Raw genomic sequence first — 22,579 nt, 5'->3', positions numbered from 1 at the left:
ATGTTTCCCGTGATGACATCCGCCAGCAAGCTCAACGGCATCGCCTTCTGCCTCATGCTCGCCGCGATGCTCCTGTACTCACTGCCCAAGTCGGTGAGCTTCCTGCGCAGCCAGGAGCAGGCCCTGACGCTGTTCCTCGACGGCGAGCTGATCCGCAAGTTCGAGGCTTCCTACGACCGCGAATTCCCGCTGCGCGCGGTGTCGGTGGAAGCCTGGGCCAACCTCCAGTACCTGCTGTTCCGCGAGGGCTCCAGCGGCGTGGTGCTGGGCAAGGATGGCTGGCTGTTCACCAACGAGGAATACAAGGTGCCCAACGCCCACCAGCAGGTGCTGGCCCGGCACCTGGAGCGCATCGCCGAGGTCGGCGCCCACCTGCGCGAGCACGGCAAGCGGCTGATCCTGATCCCGGTGCCGATGAAGGTGGACATCTATGCCGACCGGGCACCGTCCCTCGATGCGCGCACCCCGCGGCTCTACGGCGAATTCGTCGAGCAGTTGCGGCGCATGGACATCGAGGTGGCGCCGGTGCGCCAGAGCTTCCTCGCCAGCAAGGCAGAGCAGCCGCTGTTCCTGCGCACCGACACCCACTGGACGCCGCAGGGCGCCAGCCTGGCCGCCAGGGAATTCGCCCGCCTGCATCCGGAACTGGTCGGCGGGCAAGGCTATCGCTCGGAGCGGGTGGCGGAGAAAACCATCGCCGGCGACCTGCTCAACTTCGTGCGCTTCAGCGAGTGGCTGGAGCCGCAGGTGTTCGCCGCCGACACCATCCCGGTGTACGAAACCAGCCAGGCCGAGCAGCGGGTCGACGCCGACCAACTGTTCGGCGACAGCGAGCAGTCGATCATGCTGGTCGGCTCCAGCTACACCAAGATCGAGGACTGGAACTTCCCCGGCTTCCTCAAGGAACACCTCAAGAGCGACCTGCTGACCACCGCCGTGGAAGCGCGTGGCCCCTTCTACGCCATGGAGGAGTTCCTCGCCGGCGAATACCTGGCCAACGGCGAGATCAAGACGGTGATCTGGGAATTCCCGGTGCGCACCCTGCTGACCCAGCAAGCCAGCTCGCAAAGCTGGCAAGCCATCATGAACCAGTTCTTCTGAAACCCCGGAGGTGCCCCCATGAACGTGCTCATTCAACGCTGCCTGCTGTCCCTGCTGCTGCTCGCGCCGCTGGCCGCTCAGGCCCAGGACGGCAACGCCGCCCTCTACGGTCCGGTCGCCCCGGCCGGCTCCGCCTACGTGCGGGTCCTCAACCTCAGCGGCGCGCCCGCCGAAGTCCTGCTCAGCGGCAAGGCCAGCGCGCAGAAGGTCAACGCCGGCCAGCTCGGCGCCTATGTGTTCATCGCGCCCGGCAATCGCAAGATCACCGTCAACCAGACCAGCCAGGACGCCAACCTGCAAGGCAACTCGGCCTACACCCTGGTCTACGACGGCAGCAGCCTGCAGAGCATCGTCGACCCCTACAGCGACGATCCGAAGAAAGCCCTGGTGGCCTTCTACAACCTCACCGACCAGCCGCTGGCGCTGAAGACCCAGGACGGCAAGCACGCCATCGTCGACAACGTCGCCAAGAACCACAGCGGCGTGCGCCCGGTGAACGAGATCAAGATCGGCTTCGCCGCATTCAATGGCGAGCAGAGCGTGGCCCGGTTCGACGAACAGTTCCTCAAGAAGGGCCGCTCCTACAGCTACCTGGTGATCCCCGATGGCGGCAGCTACCGGGCCATCAGCCAGGCCAACAGCCTTGACGCCATCGAATAGCCCCGCACACGAGGCCGGCCGGTCATGAACATGCTGATGCGCGCACTCGCCATCCTCCTCGTTGCCCTCGCGCTGGCCCGTCCGGCCGCCGCCGGGGAGAACGGGGAGTGCGACCTGGATTGCCTGATCTGCCCCGGCCTGGGCGATCCCGAACACTATGCGGAAGGGATCATGAAGGCCCTGGAGGTGCTCGCCCCCGGCAAGGACAAATGGCTGTTCCGCTCCGCCGTGGACCTGACCAACGACTTCGGCATCCCGGCGGCGATGCGTCCGGAGTTCGCCCGGCTGATGTCCACCTTCGCCGCCAAGGGCATCCGCGTGGTGATCGCCGTGCAACCGACCCGTGGCCTGATGCACCGCGACAAGGTCCGCCCGGAATACGCCTACGGCTTCGACTACCCGCTCGCCCGGCGCAACCTCGCCACCTTCCTCGACCAGTTGCGCCAGGGCGGCGCGGTGGTGCCGGACATCCTGCCGCTGGTGGACACACCGCCGCAGCCGGACTTCTTCTTCCGCCGCGACCACCACTGGACGCCGACCGGCGCCAAGGTCACCGCGCGCATCATCGCCGACAGCCTAGCCGGCCAGCCGTTCTACGCCGGTCTGACCAAGAAGAGCTACCGCACCGAACCGGGCGTCATGGTGCCCAAGGACGGCACCATGAGCCGTGGCCTCAAGCGCATCTGCGGCAACAACTTCGGCTTCCAGTACGTGCGCGGCTTCCAGACCATCCCCGCCGACGGCGACGCCAGCGCGCTGTTCGACGACAGCGCCGCCCCCGAAGTGGTGCTGGTCGGCACCAGCAACTCCGCCACCCGCGACGACGAGGCGAAGAACTACAACTTCGAGGGCTACCTCAAGGAATACCTGAGCGTCGACATCCTCAACTACGCCCTGCCCGGCGCCGGCCAGGACGGTTCGCTGATCCAGTACCTGCACTCCGAGGAATACGATCCCAAGGCGCCGCCCAGGATGATCATCTGGGAACTGCCGGCCAACTTCCGCCTGGAAACCCCACTCAGCTACCGGCAACTGGTCCCCGCCATCAACGGCGGCTGCGCGCACTCGCCCAGGGTGCTGGCCGGCGCCCGCCACGAACTGCCCGGGCTGCGCACCGGCGAGCGCATCGAACTGCTCAGCAACGCCGGCCAGAAGCGCCAGGACCTGCACGACCTGCCCGGCTTCCTGCAGATCGACATCGGCGACCGCAACGTCAAGGACTTCTACATCATCACCTACTACGACAACGGCAGCCGCGACAAGGTGTGGTACCGCCGCGAAGGCATCGTCGACGGCGGCCGCTACTACCTGGAGCTGAGCCGCGCCAAGGAACACCGTGGCGCCAACCTGCTGTCGGTGTTCATGGAACCGGTCGCGCCACTGGAAACCCCGACCACGCTGGAGGTGCAGCTATGCCTGTGAAGCACCTGGGCGCCCTGCTGCTCGCCTCCGGCCTGCTCCTCGGCGCGGCCCCCGGCGACGCCGCGCTGCGCTCGATCTGGCAACCCACCGGCCCCGCCCCGGCGGCGCTGGACTACCACGGCCTGAGCTGCCGAAAACCGGCGCCGGCGGCCTACACCGGCCCCTTGCAGATCGACAGCAAGTACGACCAGAGCGACCAGAGCAAATCCACCCTGAGCGCCAGGCCCGCCTCGGAAGCCTCGCAACGCGCCTATCGCAGCGCCGGCGAATACACCAAGACCCTGGTGAGCTTCGCCGACTACTACCTGCGCGCGGAAACCCCCGGCCACGCCAGCATGGCCCTGGCCTGCATCGACCAGTGGCTGCAGGCCTGGGCCGAACCGGGCGCGCTGACCAGCCGCGACGCCAGCAAGACCGGCATCGCCGTGCGCAAGTGGAGCCTGGCGGCAATCGCCGCGGTGATCCTCAAGACCCAGGCCCTCAGCCACGGCCAGTTGCAGTTGAGCCACGAGCAACGGCAGTGGCTGGACGACCTCGCCAGCCTGGTGGTCGACGACTACGCGCCGCGCCTGGAGCCCGGCTTCCGCTACTTCAACAACCACGACTACTGGGCCGCCTGGGCCCTGGCCGCCACCGCGATGATCCTCGACCAGCCGCGCTACCTGGACCTCGGCGAAAAGATCATGCGCCGCGCCCTGGAACAGATCACCCCCGGCGCCGACGGCCAGTACGCCTACCTGCCCAACGAACTGGCGCGCGGCAAGCTGGCCGCCAACTACACCCACTACGCGCTGGTGCCGCTGGTGCTGCTGGCCGACGCCCTGCGCGTGAACGGCGCGCGACTGAGCGCCGACGACGAACGCCGCCTCGCCCTGCTCGCCAACTTCGCCGCCACCAGCGTGCTCGCCCCGCAGCGCCTGACGGAACTGAACGGCCAGCGGCAGAGCCCGGTGGAGCCCTACAAGATGGCCTGGCTGATCCCCTTCCTCAGCCACTCGCCCGAACACGAACTGGCCCGCCGCCTGTACCGCGCCGAGGATGGCGCGGTGGACGGCTACAGCCAGATCGGCGGACGCATCGCCCCCTTCTACCCGGACCTCCAAGGCAGGTGACCCCATGCCCGATCTCGGCTCCCGCGCACGGCGCTGGCTACTGCTCGCCGCCCTGACCGCCACCCCGCTGGCCGGCGCCGAGCAGGCTCAGCCACTTCACCTGCTGTCCGGCAGCGAGCAGCAGGCCGAACTGCGCCACCTGCTCGCCGAACTCCCCGCAGCCCCCACCGCCGAACAATTCGCCAGCCGCCTGCCCGCCGGGCGCGCCAGCGTCTCGCGGCTGACCCTGTTCTCCGCCCAGTCCGGCAGTTGGCCGTTCGAACCCTTCGTGCACAACGGCCTGTTCCGCTCGATCGCCGGCTACCAGGCCGCCCATCCCCAGGCCCTGCGCATCAGCGGCGGGCGCATCGACCTGGCGCAACTGCACAAGGCCGTGGGCAACCCGGCGATCCTGCGCCCGCACAAGGACGGCTACCTGCTCAGCTACCCGCTGCTGATCGCCGCCGACGCCGCGCTGCTGGTGGACAACGCCAACCTCTACCTGAACGCCAACAGCGGCGCCGCGCTGATCAACCAGGGCCAGTTGCGGCTGCGCCACGCCCTGGTGCAGGGCTGGAGCGGCGAACACGCGGAAACCGCCGAGCCGGGCTTCCGCCCCTTCATCATGGCCTGGGCCGGCAGCCTCACCCTGGTCGAGCACTCCACCCTCTCCCGCCTCGGCTACAACGCCCACCTGGCCCGTGGCCTCGGCGTCGCCCGCAGCCGGGAGCAGGGGCCCTCCGTACCGCCCGGCCGCCTGTGGGTGCACGACAGCCTGTTCGACGAACTCTCCACCGCCGTGGACGCCAGCGCGGCGCTGGTACGCATCGAGGACAGCCGCTTCGAACGCCTCCAGCAATACGCCCTCGACCTGAACGACAGCCAGCTCGCCGTGCTCAGCAATCGCATCGACCAGGTGCGCAACCACAGCGGCATCCGCGTCCGCGGGCGCAGCCAGGGCCGCCTCGAAGACAACGTGATCAGCGCCACCGGCAAGGCCGGCATCGAAGTCAGCGAACAACGCGGCGACCTGCTGATCGCCGGCAACCTGCTCGGCATCCCGACCGGCAGCGCCATCCAGTTGCGCGACAGCGGCAGCGAAGGACGCCTGCTGCTGCTGCGCAACCACATCCTCCACAGCGGCTACAGCGGCATCGACGCGCACAACGTCAGGCAGGCCCACGTGCTGGAAAACCGCATCGACGCCAGCCCCGAATACGCCATCAGCTTCCGCCACCCGGCTCCCGGCGGCGGCCGCCTGGTACTGGTCGGCAACCACCTGGGCGGCATCGGCAAGGCGCTGATCCGCGTCGAAGGCCAGGAAAGCCTGCTGCTCGGCGACAACCACCTGCAACTCGCCCCGCCGAACCAACAGGCCCTGGCCGGCGACCTGCTGCCACTGCAAAGCCTGCTGCTGGACGCCGCGCGGGCGCCGGGCTGCTTCATCGAGGTACGCCCGGCCCTGCGCCGCAAAGGCCCACCCGAACCGGCACCGATGAGTTGCCCGCCGGGTTGACGCCGCGCGGGTAGTACGATGGGTATCGCTTCGCTCGGCTACGACACTACCCAGCCACACGAACGGCCCCTCTCCCCCAGCCCCTCTCCCATGAATGGGAGAGGGGAGATTGTTCCGAGGCAGGGGTCAAGCACCGTGCTCCCGGCTCTCTCGGACAGCCCCCTCTCCCCCTGGGAGAGGGTTGGGGTGAGGGGCGGACGTCAGGACGACACCGATGGGTATCGCTCCGCTCAACCCATCCTACGCACTGCAAATCGCGGGCATGGCCCGCTCCTACCTCTCAGGAACTCCGCAATACTCTCCGCTTACTCGGACAGCCCCTCTCCCCTCGGGAGAGGGTTGGGGTGAGGGGCGGACGTCAGGACGACACCGATGGGCATCGCTCCGCTCAACCCATCCTACGCACTGCAAATCGCGGGCATGGCCCGTCTACCTCTCAGGAACTCCGCAATACTCTCCGCCTACTCGGACGGCCCCCTCTCCCTCCGGAGCGGGGCGCGCAGCCAGGGCTGGGGTGAGGGAGCGGAGTCAAGAACAACCCCTATCCCCCACCCCTCCTCCGAACCACCTCCCGCATCCCCTCGATACGCCGCTCCAAGGCCGCCCGTTCCGCCTCCGGCTTGGCCAGCCACCACGCACGCACCGCCGAGGTATCGTGGGGCTCAACCCAGCCGGCATAACGCTCGTACTGCGCCTGCGGAAAGCCGTTGTCGAGCCCCCGCAGGTGCTTGTCGAAGAAGCCGAGGACGAACGCGTTGGTCGCGCCGATCAGCACCTCGACCGGCGCCGTCCCGGCCGCCAGGTCGCGCAGTGGGCGGCGCACGAGCAGGGCGTTGTCGGTGAAGCCGGCATGCACCGCGCCGTTCAGCACCGGCCGGTAGAGGTCGCCGCGTTGCCCGGCGTGTTCGAAGCGCTCGTAGGAGAAGTCGTTGAAACCGCGCAGCTCGCCCGTCGGTTCCACGCCCAGCATCCGGTAGAAACCGCCCAGGTCGGCGTGGAGCATCAGCAGCGGCACCGGGATGTCGGCGGCGAACGGCGTGAAGTGGAAATCGCCGCCGTCGAGGTTGACCGCCGCCGCGCAACGCCGGTCGACCATGCACACCGCGCCCGTGGTCGAGCCGCCGAAGGACATGCCCATCTCGCCGGTGCGTGTGAAGTCGCTGGCGGCCACCAGGTCGGCGACGCTCGCCGGCACGGCGCCGGCCTGCAAGGCGTCGTGCACGAACAGGCGGTCGGCCAGCCAGACCGGCGCGCTGACGACGATGGCACGGTTGCCGGGCGCCGGAATCTCCAGCGCGGTGCGCAACTGGCCGTCGAGGCGCTCGTCGAAATCCCCGGACGCGTAGCCACGGACCATCACCTCCGAAAACCCGCTCTCCAGCACATGGCGCATGTGTTCGAGCAGCGCCGGGTCCATCGGCAGCACCTCGCCGTCGGGGAGCAGCGTCGGCGAGGCGTCGCCGCTGTGCTGGACCGAATAGACCGCGTAGCCGTGGCTGGCGAGGTCTTCCATCAGCGCCCAGTTCGCGGCGGTGTAGGCGGTGTAGCCGTGGCTGAAGAACACCACCGGCAGCTTGCCGGCACCAGCGCGAATCGGCGCACCCTCGAAGGCATTGGTGCGCATGTGCTTGAGATGGGCAAGCAGCGGCGGGAAGCCGAACAGCGCGCCGAAGCCGCGCGCCGTGGTCTTCGCCTCCTCCTCGTCGAAGTAGCGCCGGGGCTTCGCGCCGGGAGCCGGGGAGGCCGGATACCAGGCGCGTACCAGCAGGCGCCGGGGCTCGTCCGGGCCGGCATTGAAGACTCCCGGGCGGCCATGGTCGATCAGTTCGAAGTCGCGCACGCCGACCGCCTGGGGGCCGCTGGGTGGCGGCAGGTCCGCCACCGGGAACAGCCAGAGAGGTGCCACCGCCAACCCACCGAGCAGGCTGAACAGCAGCCCCGACCACACCGGCACGCCACGCTGCCCGGAGCGACGCAGGCGGCCAATCAGCAGCACCAGCAGGAACAGCGCCCCGAGCGCCGCGCCAGCACCGGCCTGCCAGCGGTCGTCCCGGATGCCGAACAGGCCGACGGCGAGCACGGCCGTCGCCGCCAGCCACAGCACCCGGCCACGCTCGGGAAAGCCCGGCAGCCACCAGGCGCAGAGGAACAGCAGGAGCGCGGCGATCAACAGGATGTCGGAGAGGATCATCGCACCTCCGTTGTGCGGCGCGCCGGCCACAGCGCGGTGGCGGCCAGCAGGACGGCGATCAGGGCATAGGGCGCGCCGTTGTCGAGCTGGTAGACCAGCGTGCCGACCAAGGGCCCGACGATCATGCCGAGACCATGCGCGGCGCCGATGGTGCCCGCCGTCGCGCCCTGCTCATGCGGTTGCACCGCGTTGGCGGCGAGGGCGGAAACCGCCGGGAACACCCAGCCCATCCCCGCCGCCGCGACGAAATAGCTGGCCCACAGCAGCGGCGCGCCGACGGCGAACATCGCCGCCCCGAAGCCGGCGGCCGAAACCAGCCCGCCGATACGGATCAGCCGCGCCGGCGGCCAGTCGAGGGCGCGCACCGCCATCTGGGCGAGGATCAGCGCCACGCCCACCACGGTGAGGGCGATGCCGGCCGCCTGGGCGGCGTCGGCAGCGGCCAGTCGCAGGCGGTCGAGGGCGAAGAAGCCGACCGTGACCTGGGCGATGGTGACGCTGAACATCGCCACGAAGGCCACCGCCAGCGGCCGGCGCAGGCGCGGGTCGCCGATCTTCAGCGGCACGGCGTCGGCCGGCGCGTGGCGCTCGTCACGCGGCAGCCAGCGCCACAGCACCAGCAGCGCGATGGCCGGCAGCAGGCCGGTGACGATCAGCGGCAGCTCCAGCCCACGGGCGGCCAGCAGTCCGGCGAGCCCCGGCCCGGCCACCATGCCGGCGGCGCTGGCGGCCCCGAGACCGGCCATGGCCGCCGCGCGCCGTTGCGGTTCGACGTGGTCGGCGACCAGCGCCGCCGAGCAGGCCGGCACCGCCGCGTAGAAGCCGCCGGACAGCCCGCGCAGCAGGACGATGCCGGCGAACGCCAGCCACACCGGCGCCGTGTTCTGCAATGCGCCGATCACGAAGGCGCACAGCGCACCGTAGCTCAGCACGAAGCCAGCGAGCCCCAGGAGCAATACCCGCCGTCGTCCACGGCGGTCGCTGGCCGCGCCCCAGACCCGCGCCAGCAGCACCCAGGCGATGCCGCCGACGGTCACCGCCGTGCCGGCCTGCCAGGGCGCCAGGCCCAGCACCCGGGCGATCGGCCCGATCAGGGCGACGAAGGACATCATCGCGATGGTGCAGACGAACGCTTCGAACATCAGCGGCCGCAGGCTGAAGCGGGTCGACTCGCAGGCGGCGGGACGCTCGGTCATGGCGGTCACGTCATCTCTCCCCCGACCTGGGCAAGCGCGCCCAGACCCAGCCGATCAACACGAGCGGGATACCGAGGGACAGCCAGGACAGCAGGTCGTAGAAACCGTCGCCGAGCAGCGCCGCTACCAGGCCGAAGCCGCTGACCACGGCGATCAGCAACGGCCAGCGAAAGATCATCCAGAGTCCGCGTTTCATGGGGTGTTCTCCGTTACCAGTCCGCCGGCGTCCAGCTCGGCCAGGCGTTTCTCCAGCGGCGCCTTGCGTCGGCCGAGCCACAGGTACAGGCCGCTGACGAGGACGACGATGGAAACGATGTCGAGCAGCGCCCAGACGATCTTCAGCGGCATGCCGCCGTAGTCGCCGAAGTGCAGCGGCTGGGAAATGAACAGGATCTTGGCGTACAGCGGCATCTCGCGCACCGCGGTCACCTCGCCGCTGCCGGCGTCCACCAGGGCCGGCGTCAGCAGGCGGCTGGTCACCGGCGTGTCGCCGGTCAGGTAGATGCCGTAATGGTGCGGGCTGGCGAACGGGCCGCCGGGAAACGCCACGGTCGTGACGCGCATCTCCGGCAGCGCGCGGCGGACGTTGCCGACCACCTCGTCGACGGACGCCAATTGCGTCGGCACCGGCCGGTCGCGATGGGTGGCGGCCATCTCCACCAGTTCGCTGGCCTGCCACATGCGCTCGATGGGCGTCGCCAGGGTATTGATCGAGCCGGTGAAGCCGACCACCAGCAGCCACACCACGGTGACGATGCCGAGCAGGTTGTGCAGGTCGAGCCAGCGCACGCGGCTGCCGCGCCTGACCCGCACGGTGGCGAAATCCAGCTTGCGCATGAACGGCGTATAGAGCACCACGCCACTGATGATCGAGACCACCAGCAGCAGCCCCATCAGGCCGAGGAACAGCATGCCGGGCAGGCCGGCGAACATGTCCACGTGCAGCTTGAAGAGGATGTACATGATGCCTTCCGTGGGCTGCGGCACGTCCAGCTTCTGGCCGCTGCGCAGGTCGAATATCTGGTAGTGGAAGTCGTCCGGCGCGGACATGTAGTCCGCCGCCGACGCCACCATCAGCAGCGGCTCCTCGTCGTCGAAGAACAGGTACGGCACCACCTCGCCGGGACGCGCCTCGAGGGCGGCGGCGACGATGTCGTCGAGCGCCGGGGCCGGTGTGCCCGGCGCCACCTCTTGGGGCTCGGGCATCCGGGCGTGCTGGATCTCGTGGCTGAAGATCAGCGGCAGCCCGGTGATACAGAGCATCAGCATGAACAGGGTGCAGACCAGGCTGCTCCACTTGTGCAGGGCGTACCAGGCACGCAGGGTTCGGGAGGTCATTTTCTCAGGCGCCTCGTCGATCAGAAGTCAGCGGTCAGCGACAGCGTCAGGGTGCGCGGCAGGCTGAGCGTCGCGTAGCCGCTCGATGCCAGCCAGTAGTCCTCGCCCGTCGCGTTTTCCAGATTGGCGCGCGCCACCAGCGGCGTGCCCCCGGCCTGGAACCGATAGCTGCCGCCCAGGTCCAGGCGGTTCCAACTGGGCACGTCGATCTGGTTGGCGGCATCCAGGTAGGCCTGGCCGGTATGGATCAGCCGGCCGTTGAGGGTCAGCCCGGCCAGGAACGGCGTGTCCCATTCCAGGCCGAGGTTGGCCTGCTTGCGGGACACGCCCGGCGCGTCGTTGCCTTCCTCATCGGGATTGGCGGCCTTGCTGAGCTCCGGCACCAGGTAGGTGGCGCCGGCCAGGACCCGCAGCCCCTCGCGCAGTTCGCCGGCGAGACTGAGTTCGAGGCCACGGTTGCGCTGCTCGCCGTCGGAACGGAAGACGTTGCCCGCATCGACGAACCCGCTGGGCTTCTCGATCTGGAACAGCGCGATGGTGGCCAGCAGGCTGCCGAAGTCGTACTTGGCGCCGATCTCGTACTGCCTGGCCTTGTATGGCGCCATCATCTCTCCGGCGTTCTGCGCCGTGGGCGGCGCGGTCTCGCCCTGGCTGAGCCCCTGGATGTAGTTGGCGTACAGCGACAGCTCGTCCAGCGGCTTGACCAGCACGCCCAGCATCGGCGTCCAGACCTTCTCGTCGTAGGTGGCGGTACGCACGCCCGTGTCCCAGTCGTAGGTCTTGGCCTTGATCTGCTGGTGGCGGATGCCCAGGGTGAACTGCAGGCGCTCCTCGAACAGCGACAGCCGGTCGCTGAGCGCCACCCCGCTGAGATCGCTCTCGGCGGTCTTGGGGATGCTGCCGTCGAGCGCCGAATAGTCGGGGACCGGCATGTGCGGCGCGTTCTCGTAGAGGTTTCCCGGCTGCATGCCGTCGAACAGGTAGACCAGCCCTTCCCGCGTGTACAAGCGGTTGCCGCTGAACGTCCAGTCGTGCCGGACCGCGCCGGTGTCGAACGCACCGCGCAGGCCGGCCTCGCCGGAGTAGCTGCGCCGGTCGGCACGCTGGCGGGCGAGCGCGTTGAACAGGTCGCCGTCGTTGCCCACCAGGAAGCTGTTGGAGGCGATGGTCTCGTAGTCGCTCTGCCGCCCGCCGATGGCCGCGAATGCAGTGAGGTCGTCGCTCAGCTCGTACTCGCCACGGGTCACCAGCGAGTAGTCTTCCTGGTCCAGGTAGGAGTCACGCATGCCGAAGCGGGTGCTGGAGTCCGGCGCATCGGGCATGCGCGTGGCGGTGCCGGGCAGCACCGGCCGCGCCACGCCCTCGAAGCTCTCCTTCTGGTACAGCAGGTCGGCGGACAGGCGTAGGCGCTCGCCACGGAAGTCCAGCGCGAGCGCCATCATCGGGAATTCGCGGCTCTGGTTGGCGAGCGCGGTATCGCCGTCGCGGTAGACGCCGTTGAAGCGCACGCCGAAGGCGTTGTCCTCGCCGAAGCGGCGGCCGACGTCGACATGGGCGCCGACCTGGGAATCCTCGCTCCAGTCCAGGGTCACGCGGGACAGCGGCTCGTCGGCCGCGCGCTTGGGCACGATGTTGATCGCACCGCCGACGCTGCCCCCTGGCGACATGCCGCTGAGCAGGGCGTTCGGGCCCTTGAGCAGTTCGACGCGCTCGGCGAATTCGATCGGCACCCGCCAGAACGGCAGCACCCCGTACAGGCCGTTGAGGGCGGTGTCGGCGCTGTTCACCGGGAAGCCGCGCACCGTGAAGGTATCGACGATATCGCCACGGCCGCCGACCACCCGCACCGAGGTATCGTTGGCCACCAGCAGGTCGGCGACGCTGCGCGCCTGCTGGTCCTCGATGGTCTGGGCGGTGTAGCTGACCACGCTGAACGGCGCGCTCATGACGTCGGTATTGCCCAGCATCCCCAGGCGGCTGCCACGGGCCACCTGGCCGCCGGCGTATTCCACCGGCAGGGCTTCCGGGCCGGCGGCCAGGCCGGTGACCAGCGAGGCCGGCACTTCCAGGGCACCGTCCGTATTCGCCGCGCGCACCAGGGTGTAGCTGCCGTCCGCGCGCGGCAGCAGTTGCAGGCCGCTGCCGTCGAGCAGCCGGAGCAGGCCCCCGGCCGCGGAATAGCGGCCTTGCAGGCCGGGGCTCCGCAGGCCGTCGGTGAGCGCCGGGTCGAACGACAGCGATACCCCGGCCTCGCTGGCGAAGGCCGCCAGGCTGCGACCCAGCGGGCCGGGTGCGATGGCGTAGCTGCGCAGCTCGTCGGCGGCGGGCGCCTCGGCGGCCTGCAACGGCGGCAGGACGGCCCCCAGCGCCAGCGACAGCAACGCACCACGAATCGCCAGCGACAAGGGGCGGAAGACGGAACGGGGTGTTCGGACAGCGATCATGCGGCAAGTTCCTTTCGGCCGATGGGGCCATGGCAGTGAGTGGTTTCCTTCCCTTGCCAGCCGAAACCCGAAAAGGTCTCACCCCATGCGCAATTTTTTTCGACGACGGCCGGCGGGAGCGGCGATCTCGTCGTTTTCTGGGCTCCCGCGTTCGCGGGAGTGACGAGGTGAGATGAGACCTCCCAGTTCTTCAACCGTCATCCCCGCGAACGCGGGGACCCAATAAACAGCCCGTAGCCCGGATGCAATCCGGGAATACCGGCAACTCCGTGGTCCCGGATTGCATCCGGGCTACGCCGGCCCGAGGGTGATCCAGTAATCGGTGACCGCCTCAACGCGGATTGGATAGGTCGCCTGCAACATCGCCAGGGTTCGCGCGCGGTCGCGGATCGGGTAGGCGCCGGAGACCGGCAGGCTGGTCACCGCCGGATCGCAGCGCACCACGCCGCGCCGGTAGCGCGCCAGCTCGGCGGCGAATTCGCCGAGCGGCATGCGGTCGGCCATCAGCATGCCGCGCGTCCAGGCGACCGAGCCGGCATCCACCGGCGTCAGCGCGCTGAAACCGGTGGCGCGGAACTCGCCGCCCCGCCCGGCCTCGATCACCCGCCGGGCGCCCTGCAACGGACTGACCTCCACCGCGCCCTGGAGCACGGAGAGGTGCGTGTGCCCATCGTCCTGGCGCACGCCGAAGCGGGTGCCGAGCGCGCGCAGGCGGCCTTCGGCGGTGGCCACCAGGAACGGCCGGGGCGGGCTCGACGGGTCGCTGGCGGTCTCCACCAGCAGCTCGCCCTGGAGCAGGCGCACCAGGCGCTGGTCAGCGTCGAATCGCAGGTCGACGGCGGTCGCGGTATTGAGGGTCAGGCGGCTGCCGTCGAGCAGCGTCAGCTCGCGCAACTCGCCCACCGTGGTGCGCTGATCGGCCAGCCATTCCTGCCAGGGCTTCTCCCGCCAGGCTCCCCAGGCCAGCGGCGCGGCGCCGAGCAGCACCGCCAGTTGCTTGAGCGCACGGCGCCGGTCCAGGCCACGCTCGCGCCCCAGTGCTGGCATCGCCAGCTCCGGCGGCAGGCTGCCGAGGCGCAGCAACAGGCGCTCGGCGCGCTCCCAGGCACGGGCATGCTGCTGGCTGCGCAGGCGCCACTGGGCGCAGGCCTGGCGGTCGGCCTCGCTGCACTCGTCGCCGTGCAGGCGCACCAGCCAGGCGGCGGCCTCGTCGAGGATCGCCGGGGGAATGGAGGTCTCGCTCACGTCATCAACTCCAGGCACTGGCGGAAGGCCTGCTGCATGTAGCGCTTGACCGAACCGAGCGACACGCCGAGCTCGCGGGCGATGTCCTCGTATTTCAAACCCTCGATCTGCGAGAGCAGGAAGGCGCTGCGCACCCCGTCCGGCAGGCTGGCGAGCAGCGCATCGATCTCGTGCAGGGTTTCCAGGACGATCAGGCGCTGCTCCGGCGGCGGCGCCAGTTCTTCCGGCAGGCACGCCAGGGCATCCAGGTAGGCGCGCTCCAGGGACTGGCGCTGGTACCAGTTGATCATCAGCCCCTTGGCCACGGTGGTCAGGTAGGCGCGCGGCTCGCGGGCTTCCAGCACCCGGCGGGAGGCGAGGATGCGGGCGAAGGTGTCCTGGGCCAGGTCGGCGGCGTTATCGGCGCAGCCCAGCCGCTTGCGCAGCCAGCCGTAGAGCCAGCCGTGGTGGTCGTTGTAGAGGTGACGCACGGCGTCGTGGAGAGAGCTGTCGACCGCGGACATGGGCGCCCCGCCTGCAGGAGTGGCGCTGGGCGCCAGTGCACTCAATTGAGAATGCCTCTCATAATATCTATCAGTGGCGTCCTTCCACAAGGATCGCCGACGGAGGGCGCACGCCCTCCGTGGTGGCGCTCAGCCCAACTGGAAGTGCGCGGTGTTGCGCGCCAGGCTGCGGCTGCCGTCGTTCAGTCGGTCGGCCACGCCGTGCACGGCGCGGGCGCCTTCGAGCAGGCTGGCGGCGGCCTGGTCGACCTGCTGGATGTTGCCGCTGACTTCCTCCGCCGTGGCCGCCTGCTGCTCAACCGCGGTGGCGATCTGCGCGATCATGTCGCTGACCCGCTGCACGGCGCCGGAAATCTCCACCAGATGCTCGCCCAGCCCGGTCACCGCGCCGGCATCCACTTCGGCCTGGCCGCAGGCGCTGTGCATCAGCTCCACCGACTGCTGCACCACCTGCTGCAACGCCTCGACCGTGGCGCTGATCTCGCGGGTCGACTCCTGGGTGCGCTGCGACAGGCTGCGCACCTCGTCGGCCACCACGGCGAAGCCGCGCCCCTGCTCGCCGGCGCGCGCCGCCTCGATGGCGGCGTTCAGGGCCAGCAGGTTGGTCTGCTCGGCGATGCCCTTGATCACGTCCACCACCCGGTCGATCTGCTGCGCCTGTTCGCGCAGGCGGGCCAGCGCGTCTGCGGTCTCACCCAGGCGCGCGGTGAGCTGGCGCATGCTGGCGGTGGTCTGCCGGCTGCTCTGGCTGCTCCGCTCGGCAACGTCGCGGGTCTGGGTGGCTTCCTGGGCGGCCCGTTCGCAACTTTCCGCCACGCTCTGGGCGGTGGCCGCCATCTGCGTGGCGGCGGTGGCGATCTGGCTGACCTGCTGCTGTTGCTGCTCCACCGCGCGCAGGGCCGATTGCGCCTGCTCGCCGAGCACCACCACGGTGTCGCCCAGGCCGTTGGTTTCCCGGTCGACGCCTTGCAGCGAGTCGCGCATCTGCATCAGCGCCTCGTTGAGCGCCTGGCCGATCAGCGCCAGCTCGTCGCGCCCGTGCACGGTCACCGGGCGCCGCAGGTCGCCATCGCGCAGCGACTGCGCCAGCGAGGTGATCCGCGCGGTGCTGGCCCGCACGCTGGCCTGCAGGCAGATCAGCGCGTAGAGGGCGAGTAGCACCAGCGCGCCGAAGGCACCGAAGGTCAGGACCAGTGCCCGCATGGCTTCGGCATGATATTGCCCGAGGCGCGCATCGAGACCGGCCAGGGTCGCCGCCTGCAAGTTCCGGATCTGCTCCTGGGCGCCATCCATGCCCTGCTCGAATTCGGCCGTGCTCAACTGGATGCCGCCCTCGCCGAACATCTTCCCGTCGAGCTGCTTCAGCCAGCCGTCCAGCCCGGCCAGGCTCTGCTGGTAGCTCTGCCGCCAGTCCTGCAACGACGCCGGCAGGATGCCTTCGAGGTTTTCGCCGAGCTTGCCCAGTTGCAGGCGCGACTCGCTGGTGGCGCTGCGGATCTCGCGCAATTGCAGGCGGCTCTGCAGGCTGAACTGGCCGGCCACCACGGCGCCCTGGCCGACGCTGGCGAGCACGCCGAGCTGTTGCTGGAGGCGCGGCGCGCCCTGGGTGGCCACCTGCATCAGCAGGTAGGTTTCCAGCCAGGGATCGAGGATCAGCCCGCTGTCGGTGGCCACCTGCTCGCGCAGCCGGCCGGTCAGTTGCAGGGCCTGGCCGAAGCGCTCGTAGGCGTCCGGCCACCAGCCGATGCCGCCCAGCGCCTCGCTACGCAGCGTGTCGAACTGCGCCGGCAGCGTGTCGAGGATGGCCCCGGAACGCTCGCTGGCGCCCTGCCCGGCGAACACCTCGCGCAGGCGGGCGAACGCCTGGTCCAGCGCCTGCTCGCCCTGTTGCAGGCGCGCGAGGGCGGCCTGGGTCTCGGCGCTGGCCTGGCGGTTGCGCTCGCTGGACTTCCAGCGCGCGGTGAGGTTGCGCTGGCGCACCAGCTCCAGCTCGACCTGGTCCAGCGCGCGCAACTGCACCACGCCGGAGCGCTCGCCGTCGACCAGCGCCAATTTGTTCAGGTAGGTGCTGCCGATGGACCAGGCGGCATAGGCCAGCGGCAGGATGAACAGCAGGGCCAGCAACTGGAACTTGCGGGCGAAGCTGAAGCGCTCCAGGGCGCTCACTCCGGGCAGCAATAGCGCGTTCATCGTCGAACTCCTTGATCGGACGAAACGGCGAGAACCAGCAATTGCCGGGCCAGGCCGCGCGACGTTTCGAGACACATCCCTTCATATCGGACGTCTTGCCGGGACCATGAGCCGGGCATGGACAGGGATGCGTCATCGACGTGCACGGAAGCGCCAAGCGAGAACGAAAAAGCCCCACCGGATCGCTCCGGCGGGGCTTTGCTTTCTTGCAGCTTGTCGCTTGAAGCTTGCCGCTGCCCTTAGACCTTACTGCGCTCGTAGCGCTTGCGGTCGTTCTCGTTGAGCAACTTCTTGCGCAGGCGGATCGACTTCGGCGTCACTTCCACCAGCTCGTCTTCGTCGATGAACTCCAGGGCCTGTTCCAGGGTGAACTTCAGCGCCGGGGTGAGCTGGATGGTCTCGTCCTTGCCGGAAGCGCGCATGTTGTCGAGCTTCTTGGCCTTGGTCGGGTTGATCACCAGGTCGTTGTCGCGGCTGTGGATGCCGGCCAACTGGCCTTCGTAGATTTCCTCGCCCGGGGACAGGAACAGCTTGCCGCGATCCTGCAGGGTTTCCAGGGAGTAGGTCAGCGCGGTGCCGGTGGCCATGGAGACCAGCACGCCGTTCTGGCGGTGGGCCACTTCACCGGCCTTGATCGGGCCGTAGTGGCTGAAGGTGCTGGTGAGGATGCCGGTGCCCGAGGTCATGGTCAGGAAGGCGTTGCGGAAGCCGATCAGGCCGCGCGCCGGAATGGTGTATTCCAGGCGGATACGGCCCTTGCCGTCGGGGATCATGTTGGTCATGTCGCCCTTGCGCAGGCCCATCTGTTCCATCACCGGGCCCTGGTGCTGCTCCTCGATGTCGATGGTGACGTTCTCGTACGGCTCCTGCTTCTCGCCGTCCTTCTCGATGATCACCACTTCCGGACGGCCCACGGCCATCTCGAAGCCTTCGCGGCGCATGGTCTCGATCAGCACCGACAGGTGCAGCTCGCCACGTCCGGAGACCTTGAACTTGTCGGCCGAATCGCCTTGCTCGACACGCAGGGCGACGTTGTGCAGCAGTTCCTTCTCCAGGCGCTCCTTGATGTTGCGGCTGGTGACGAACTTGCCTTCCTTGCCGGCGAACGGCGAGTCGTTGACCTGGAAGGTCATGCTCACGGTCGGCTGGTCGACGGTCAGCGGCGGCAGCGCCTCGACGGTGGCCGGGTCGCACAGGGTGTCGGAGATGAACAGATCGTCGAAACCGCTGACGCAGACGATGTCGCCGGCTTCGGCTTCCGGTACTTCGACGCGCTGCAGGCCGTGGTGGCCCATGATCTTCAGGATACGGCCGTTGCGCTTCTTGCCTTCGGCGTCGATGGCGACCACCGGCGAGTTCGCCTTGATCTTGCCGCGGGCGATGCGGCCGATGCCGATCACGCCGAGGAAGCTGTTGTAGTCGAGCTGGGAGATCTGCATCTGGAACGGACCGTCGACGTCGACCTTCGGCGCCGGCACGTGGTCGAGGATCGCCTGGAACAGCGCGTCCATGTTGTCGTCCATCTTCTCGTGGTCGAGGCCGGCGATGCCGTTCAGGGCGCTGGCGTAGACGATCGGGAAGTCCAGTTGCTCATCGGTGGCGCCGAGGTTGTCGAACAGGTCGAAGATCTGGTCGATGACCCAGTCCGGACGCGCGCCCGGACGGTCGATCTTGTTGACCACGACGATCGGGCGCAGGCCGGCCTTGAACGCCTTCTGGGTCACGAAGCGGGTCTGCGGCATGGGGCCGTCCTGGGCGTCGACCACCAGCAGCACGGAGTCGACCATGCTCATCACGCGCTCCACCTCGCCACCGAAGTCGGCGTGGCCGGGGGTGTCGACGATGTTGATGTGGTGGCCGTTCCAGTTGATGGCGGTGTTCTTCGCCAGGATGGTGATGCCGCGCTCTTTTTCCTGGTCGTTGGAGTCCATCACGCGCTCGCTTTCCGCTTCTTTGCGGTCGAGGGTGCCGGACAGCTTGAGCAGCTTGTCCACCAGGGTGGTCTTGCCATGGTCGACGTGGGCGATGATGGCGATGTTGCGGAGATTTTCGATCACGGGTTCGTCTCGATTAGGGATTCGGTTTGCCGCCAGTCTGTGCGGCCAATATGAAAAGCAATAAGCAGGGCTCAGCGGTACCCACGATCGGGAGGGCGATGGCGGATGCTGCCGCCGAACAGCCCGGGCTGCTTAAGCCGGACGGTAAACGCGCACATTGGTATGCCCCTCGCTCAATAGATGATGGGCATGCAGACGACTCATGACGCCCTTGTCGCAATACAGCAGGTACTGGCGGGTGTCGTCGAGGTGCTTGAACTTGTTGTTGAGGGCGAAGAACGGCAGGGCCTGTACCTCGATGCCGGGCAGTTCCAGCGGCTCGTCCTCGACGGCGTCCGGGTGGCGGATGTCGAGGACGATGTGCCCCGGCAGCGCCTCGCTCACTTCCTCGACCTGCACGTCCTCGCCCAGTTCGTCGATCACCCGGTCGATGGCCACCAGCCGCGCGCGCTCCAGGGCGCGTTCGAGCACCGCCATGTCGAACTGGCGCTCCTCGTATTCGACGCGGTCGCGCTTGGCGCGGGTGGTCGGGTTGACCGAGATGACGCCGCAGTATTCGGGCATGTGCTTGGCGAACTCGGCGGTGCCGATCTCGTAGGCGGTGTCGATGATGTCCTGCTTGTGCGCGGCGATCAGCGGGCGCAGCACCAGCCTGTCGGTGGCCGAGTCGATCACCGCGAGGTTCGGCAGGGTCTGGCTGGACACCTGGGAAATCGCCTCGCCGGTGACCAGCGCGTCGATCTGCAGGCGCTCGGCGATGCTGCTCGCGGCGCGCAGCATCATGCGCTTGAGGATCACTCCCATGTGGCTGTCGTCGACCTTGCCGAGAATCTCGCCGACCACTTCCTCGAAGGGCACGCTGACGAACAGCACGCGGTGCGAACGGCCGTACCGGCTCCACAGGTGGTGGGCGACCTCCATCACCCCCAGCTCATGGGCGCGGCCGCCGAGGTTGAAGAAGCAGAAGTGGCTGACTAGGCCGCGGCGCATCATCTGGTAGGCCGCCACGGTGGAATCGAAACCGCCGGACATCAGCACCAGGCACTGCTCGATGGTGCCCAGCGGGTAGCCGCCGATGCAGTCGTGCTGGCGATGCACGACGAACAGGCGCTGGTCGCGGATCTCCATGCGCACCTCGACTTCCGGGTGCTTCAGCGAGACGCCGGCGGCGCCGCACTGCTGGCGCAACTGGCTGCCGACATGGCGCTCGACGTCCATGGAGGTGAAGGAATGCTTGCCGGCGCGCTTGCAGCGCACCGCGAAGATCTTGCCGGGAAGCTGGTCGGCGTAGTGCAGCCGGCATTTCTCGACGATGTCGTCGAGGTCGCCCAGCGGGTATTCGTGCACTTCCAGGAACTGGCCGATGCCCGGCGTGCAGCGCAGCCGCTCGATCATCTCGCGCAGCAGCTTCGGCTCCTGCTGCCCGGTCTGCACTTCCAGGTTGTCCCAGGCACCGCTCACCACCAGTTGCGGATCGAGGTCGCGCAGCACCGCACGGATGTTCCTGGCCAACTGGCGGATGAAATGCTTGCGCACCGGCCGGCTCTTGATGGTGATTTCCGGAAAGACTTTGACGATCAGCTTCATGAAAAAGAGCGCGCGAGGGCGGGGCCGAAAAACAGGGGCGCGGATTATAGCGGAAATTGCTCAAGGTTTAATCAGGCACGTGCAACGAACATGCGAGCGCACCAAAAAGAATCACGCTCAAAACAATCAGCACCAAAACCGTGCAGTCTTGAACCCTCTCGCACCGCCACAGCCCCCGTCAGTGCTGCGTTTCAGGGGGCAAACCCAATCTGGAGCACTGGCACGCAATTTGCTCCCTTGTGAGGCAGGTTGCCTTGGCGGAGTATCCGCCCCGGCTTCAACCGTTATTCAGGGGGCCGCCCAAACAGGCCCTCATCTTCTGGAGGACACCATGTCGAAGGCGCTTCAACTGATTAAAGAACACGACGTGAAGTGGATTGACCTGCGCTTCACCGATACCAAAGGCAAGCAGCAGCACGTGACCATGCCGGCCCGTGACGCTGACGACGATTTCTTCGAGCACGGCAAGATGTTCGACGGCTCGTCGATCGCCGGCTGGAAAGGCATCGAAGCCTCCGACATGATCCTCCTGCCGGACGACAGCACTGCCGTGCTCGACCCGTTCACCGAAGAGCCGACCCTGATCCTGGTCTGCGACGTCATCGAGCCGAGCACCATGCAGGGCTACGACCGCGACCCGCGCGCCATCGCCAAGCGCGCCGAGGAATACCTGAAGTCCACCGGCATCGGTGACAGCGTGTTCGTCGGCCCGGAGCCGGAGTTCTTCATCTTCGACGAAGTGAAGTTCAAGTCCGACATCTCCGGCTCGATGTTCAAGATCTTCTCCGAGCAGGCTTCCTGGAACACCGACGCCGACATCGAAAGCGGCAACAAGGGCCACCGTCCGGGCGTGAAGGGCGGCTACTTCCCGGTACCGCCGGTCGACCACGACCATGAAATCCGCACCGCCATGTGCAACGCCCTGGAAGAAATGGGCCTGGTGGTCGAAGTCCACCACCACGAAGTGGCGACCGCCGGCCAGAACGAGATCGGCGTCAAGTTCAACACCCTGGTCGCCAAGGCCGACGAAGTGCAGACCCTGAAGTACTGCGTGCACAACGTCGCCGACGCCTACGGCAAGACCGTGACCTTCATGCCGAAGCCGCTGTACGGCGACAACGGCTCGGGCATGCACGTGCACCTGTCGATCTCCAAGGACGGCAAGAACACCTTCGCCGGCGAAGGCTATGCCGGCCTGTCCGAGACCGCCCTGTACTTCATCGGCGGCATCATCAAGCACGGCAAGGCGCTGAACGGCTTCACCAACCCGTCCACCAACTCCTACAAGCGTCTGGTGCCAGGCTTCGAAGCGCCGGTGATGCTGGCCTACTCCGCCCGCAACCGTTCCGCCTCGATCCGTATCCCGTACGTCAACAGCCCGAAAGCCCGCCGCATCGAAGCGCGCTTCCCGGACCCGGCCGCCAACCCCTACCTGGCCTTCGCCGCCCTGCTGATGGCCGGCCTGGACGGCATCCAGAACAAGATCCACCCCGGCGACGCCGCCGACAAGAACCTGTACGACCTGCCGCCGGAAGAGGCCAAGGAAATCCCGCAGGTTTGCGGCAGCCTGAAGGAAGCCCTGGAGTCCCTGGACGCCGACCGCGCGTTCCTGACCAAGGGCGGCGTGTTCAGCGACGACTTCATCGATGCCTACATCGAGCTGAAGAGCGAAGAAGAAATCAAGGTGCGCACCTTCGTGCACCCGCTGGAATACGACCTGTACTACAGCGTCTGATCCAGCCCCGCTGAAAATGAGGCCACCTTCGGGTGGCCTTTTTCATGGGCGCTCCAGCGGCCGCCCCGTCATTCCCGCGAACGTGGGAATCCAAAAACAACGACTCTCCGCAGGATGGGTCGAGGAGCGCAGCGACGATACCCATCGAACCCATGCCGATGGGTATCGCTTCGCTCAACCCATCCTACGAGCAGAGCACCCCGAGTAGCCCGGATTGCATCCGGGCTACGTTTCTACGGCACCATCCATCCACACGAACGTCCCCTCTCCCCCGGCCCCTCTCCCATAAATGGGAGAGGGGAG

General features: G+C 68.1%; 16 protein-coding genes. 6 read left to right on the top strand and 10 right to left on the bottom strand.

Going from position 1 to position 22,579, the window contains the following annotated elements:
• From PSEWESI4_RS07925 to PSEWESI4_RS07905, 5 genes are read left to right on the top strand one after another with little or no spacing between them, the layout of a single operon-like run.
• Positions 1-1,101, top strand: a complete 1,101-nt coding sequence (locus PSEWESI4_RS07925; protein ID WP_187670654.1) for an alginate O-acetyltransferase — start codon at positions 1-3, stop codon at positions 1,099-1,101.
• Positions 1,102-1,119: 18 nt separating this feature from the next.
• On the top strand, positions 1,120-1,761 hold the full coding sequence (locus tag PSEWESI4_RS07920) for an alginate O-acetyltransferase AlgF (protein ID WP_187670653.1): 642 nt from the start codon (positions 1,120-1,122) through the stop codon (positions 1,759-1,761).
• Positions 1,762-1,785: 24 nt separating this feature from the next.
• Positions 1,786-3,183, top strand: coding sequence for an alginate O-acetyltransferase AlgX-related protein (locus PSEWESI4_RS07915; RefSeq protein WP_187670652.1), 1,398 nt, complete (start codon positions 1,786-1,788; stop codon positions 3,181-3,183).
• On the top strand, positions 3,174-4,295 hold the full coding sequence (locus tag PSEWESI4_RS07910; protein WP_187670651.1) for an alginate lyase family protein: 1,122 nt from the start codon (positions 3,174-3,176) through the stop codon (positions 4,293-4,295). Before PSEWESI4_RS07915 ends, PSEWESI4_RS07910 begins: the two co-directional genes overlap by 10 nt.
• A gap of 4 nt (positions 4,296-4,299) precedes the next feature.
• Positions 4,300-5,790 (top strand): right-handed parallel beta-helix repeat-containing protein, encoded by a 1,491-nt coding sequence (locus PSEWESI4_RS07905; protein WP_187670650.1) that lies wholly within the window; start codon positions 4,300-4,302, stop codon positions 5,788-5,790.
• A gap of 541 nt (positions 5,791-6,331) precedes the next feature.
• On the opposite strand, the gene PSEWESI4_RS07900 is transcribed toward PSEWESI4_RS07905, so the two are convergent.
• The 10 genes from PSEWESI4_RS07900 to thiI form a co-directional block, all read right to left on the bottom strand.
• Positions 6,332-7,981, bottom strand: a complete 1,650-nt coding sequence (locus tag PSEWESI4_RS07900; protein WP_187670649.1) for an alpha/beta hydrolase family protein — start codon at positions 7,979-7,981, stop codon at positions 6,332-6,334.
• Positions 7,978-9,177, bottom strand: a complete 1,200-nt coding sequence (locus PSEWESI4_RS07895; RefSeq protein ID WP_187670701.1) for an MFS transporter — start codon at positions 9,175-9,177, stop codon at positions 7,978-7,980. Before PSEWESI4_RS07895 ends, PSEWESI4_RS07900 begins: the two co-directional genes overlap by 4 nt.
• A gap of 10 nt (positions 9,178-9,187) precedes the next feature.
• Positions 9,188-9,373: a hypothetical protein gene (locus PSEWESI4_RS07890; protein ID WP_187670648.1), complete on the bottom strand. Its 186-nt coding sequence runs from the start codon at positions 9,371-9,373 to the stop codon at positions 9,188-9,190.
• Positions 9,370-10,515, bottom strand: coding sequence for a PepSY-associated TM helix domain-containing protein (locus PSEWESI4_RS07885; protein WP_187670647.1), 1,146 nt, complete (start codon positions 10,513-10,515; stop codon positions 9,370-9,372). Before PSEWESI4_RS07885 ends, PSEWESI4_RS07890 begins: the two co-directional genes overlap by 4 nt.
• Positions 10,516-10,535: 20 nt before the next feature.
• Positions 10,536-12,956 (bottom strand): TonB-dependent siderophore receptor, encoded by a 2,421-nt coding sequence (locus tag PSEWESI4_RS07880; RefSeq protein ID WP_187670700.1) that lies wholly within the window; start codon positions 12,954-12,956, stop codon positions 10,536-10,538.
• Between the two features lie 294 nt (positions 12,957-13,250).
• Complete coding sequence (locus PSEWESI4_RS07875; RefSeq protein WP_187670646.1) at positions 13,251-14,204, bottom strand: FecR domain-containing protein; 954 nt, start codon at positions 14,202-14,204, stop codon at positions 13,251-13,253.
• Entirely contained in the window at positions 14,201-14,707 is a 507-nt protein-coding gene (locus PSEWESI4_RS07870) for a sigma-70 family RNA polymerase sigma factor (RefSeq protein WP_187670645.1), read from the bottom strand. Before PSEWESI4_RS07870 ends, PSEWESI4_RS07875 begins: the two co-directional genes overlap by 4 nt.
• A 129-nt stretch (positions 14,708-14,836) precedes the next feature.
• The gene (locus PSEWESI4_RS25535; RefSeq protein ID WP_187670644.1) at positions 14,837-16,897 is read right to left on the bottom strand and encodes a methyl-accepting chemotaxis protein; all 2,061 of its coding nucleotides are present in this window, start codon (positions 16,895-16,897) and stop codon (positions 14,837-14,839) included.
• A 239-nt stretch (positions 16,898-17,136) separates the two neighbouring features.
• Positions 17,137-18,954 carry a translational GTPase TypA gene (typA, locus tag PSEWESI4_RS07860; protein ID WP_187670643.1) on the bottom strand — a complete coding sequence of 606 codons (1,818 nt, stop codon included), beginning with the start codon at positions 18,952-18,954 and terminating at the stop codon, positions 17,137-17,139.
• A 132-nt stretch (positions 18,955-19,086) separates the two neighbouring features.
• Positions 19,087-20,541: a tRNA uracil 4-sulfurtransferase ThiI gene (gene thiI / locus PSEWESI4_RS07855; RefSeq protein ID WP_187670642.1), complete on the bottom strand. Its 1,455-nt coding sequence runs from the start codon at positions 20,539-20,541 to the stop codon at positions 19,087-19,089.
• A gap of 331 nt (positions 20,542-20,872) precedes the next feature.
• On the opposite strand from thiI, the gene glnA reads away from it, so the two are divergent.
• A complete protein-coding gene (gene glnA / locus PSEWESI4_RS07850; RefSeq protein ID WP_187670641.1) occupies positions 20,873-22,276 on the top strand; it encodes a glutamate--ammonia ligase in 1,404 nt (467 codons plus the stop codon).
• Positions 22,277-22,579: the final 303 nt, after the last annotated feature.

It is taken from the genome of Zestomonas carbonaria (assembly GCF_904061905.1).
GTDB lineage: Bacteria > Pseudomonadota > Gammaproteobacteria > Pseudomonadales > Pseudomonadaceae > Aquipseudomonas > Aquipseudomonas carbonaria.
Note: the sequence above shows the minus strand (reverse complement) of the source record. Positions and strands in the feature narration are given on the sequence as shown.

Bases quoted from the DNA above. Each gene is read 5' to 3' on its own strand.
- PSEWESI4_RS07925 (WP_187670654.1), top strand. From the start codon at position 1: ATGTTTCCCGTGATGACATCCGCCAGCAAGCTCAACGGCATCGCCTTC.
- PSEWESI4_RS07920 (WP_187670653.1), top strand. From the start codon at position 1,120: ATGAACGTGCTCATTCAACGCTGCCTGCTGTCCCTGCTGCTGCTCGCG.
- PSEWESI4_RS07915 (WP_187670652.1), top strand. From the start codon at position 1,786: ATGAACATGCTGATGCGCGCACTCGCCATCCTCCTCGTTGCCCTCGCG.
- PSEWESI4_RS07910 (WP_187670651.1), top strand. From the start codon at position 3,174: ATGCCTGTGAAGCACCTGGGCGCCCTGCTGCTCGCCTCCGGCCTGCTC.
- PSEWESI4_RS07905 (WP_187670650.1), top strand. From the start codon at position 4,300: ATGCCCGATCTCGGCTCCCGCGCACGGCGCTGGCTACTGCTCGCCGCC.
- PSEWESI4_RS07900 (WP_187670649.1), bottom strand. From the start codon at position 7,981: ATGATCCTCTCCGACATCCTGTTGATCGCCGCGCTCCTGCTGTTCCTC.
- PSEWESI4_RS07895 (WP_187670701.1), bottom strand. From the start codon at position 9,177: ATGACCGAGCGTCCCGCCGCCTGCGAGTCGACCCGCTTCAGCCTGCGG.
- PSEWESI4_RS07890 (WP_187670648.1), bottom strand. From the start codon at position 9,373: ATGAAACGCGGACTCTGGATGATCTTTCGCTGGCCGTTGCTGATCGCC.
- PSEWESI4_RS07885 (WP_187670647.1), bottom strand. From the start codon at position 10,515: ATGACCTCCCGAACCCTGCGTGCCTGGTACGCCCTGCACAAGTGGAGC.
- PSEWESI4_RS07870 (WP_187670645.1), bottom strand. From the start codon at position 14,707: ATGTCCGCGGTCGACAGCTCTCTCCACGACGCCGTGCGTCACCTCTAC.
- PSEWESI4_RS25535 (WP_187670644.1), bottom strand. From the start codon at position 16,897: ATGAACGCGCTATTGCTGCCCGGAGTGAGCGCCCTGGAGCGCTTCAGC.
- thiI (WP_187670642.1), bottom strand. From the start codon at position 20,541: ATGAAGCTGATCGTCAAAGTCTTTCCGGAAATCACCATCAAGAGCCGG.
- glnA (WP_187670641.1), top strand. From the start codon at position 20,873: ATGTCGAAGGCGCTTCAACTGATTAAAGAACACGACGTGAAGTGGATT.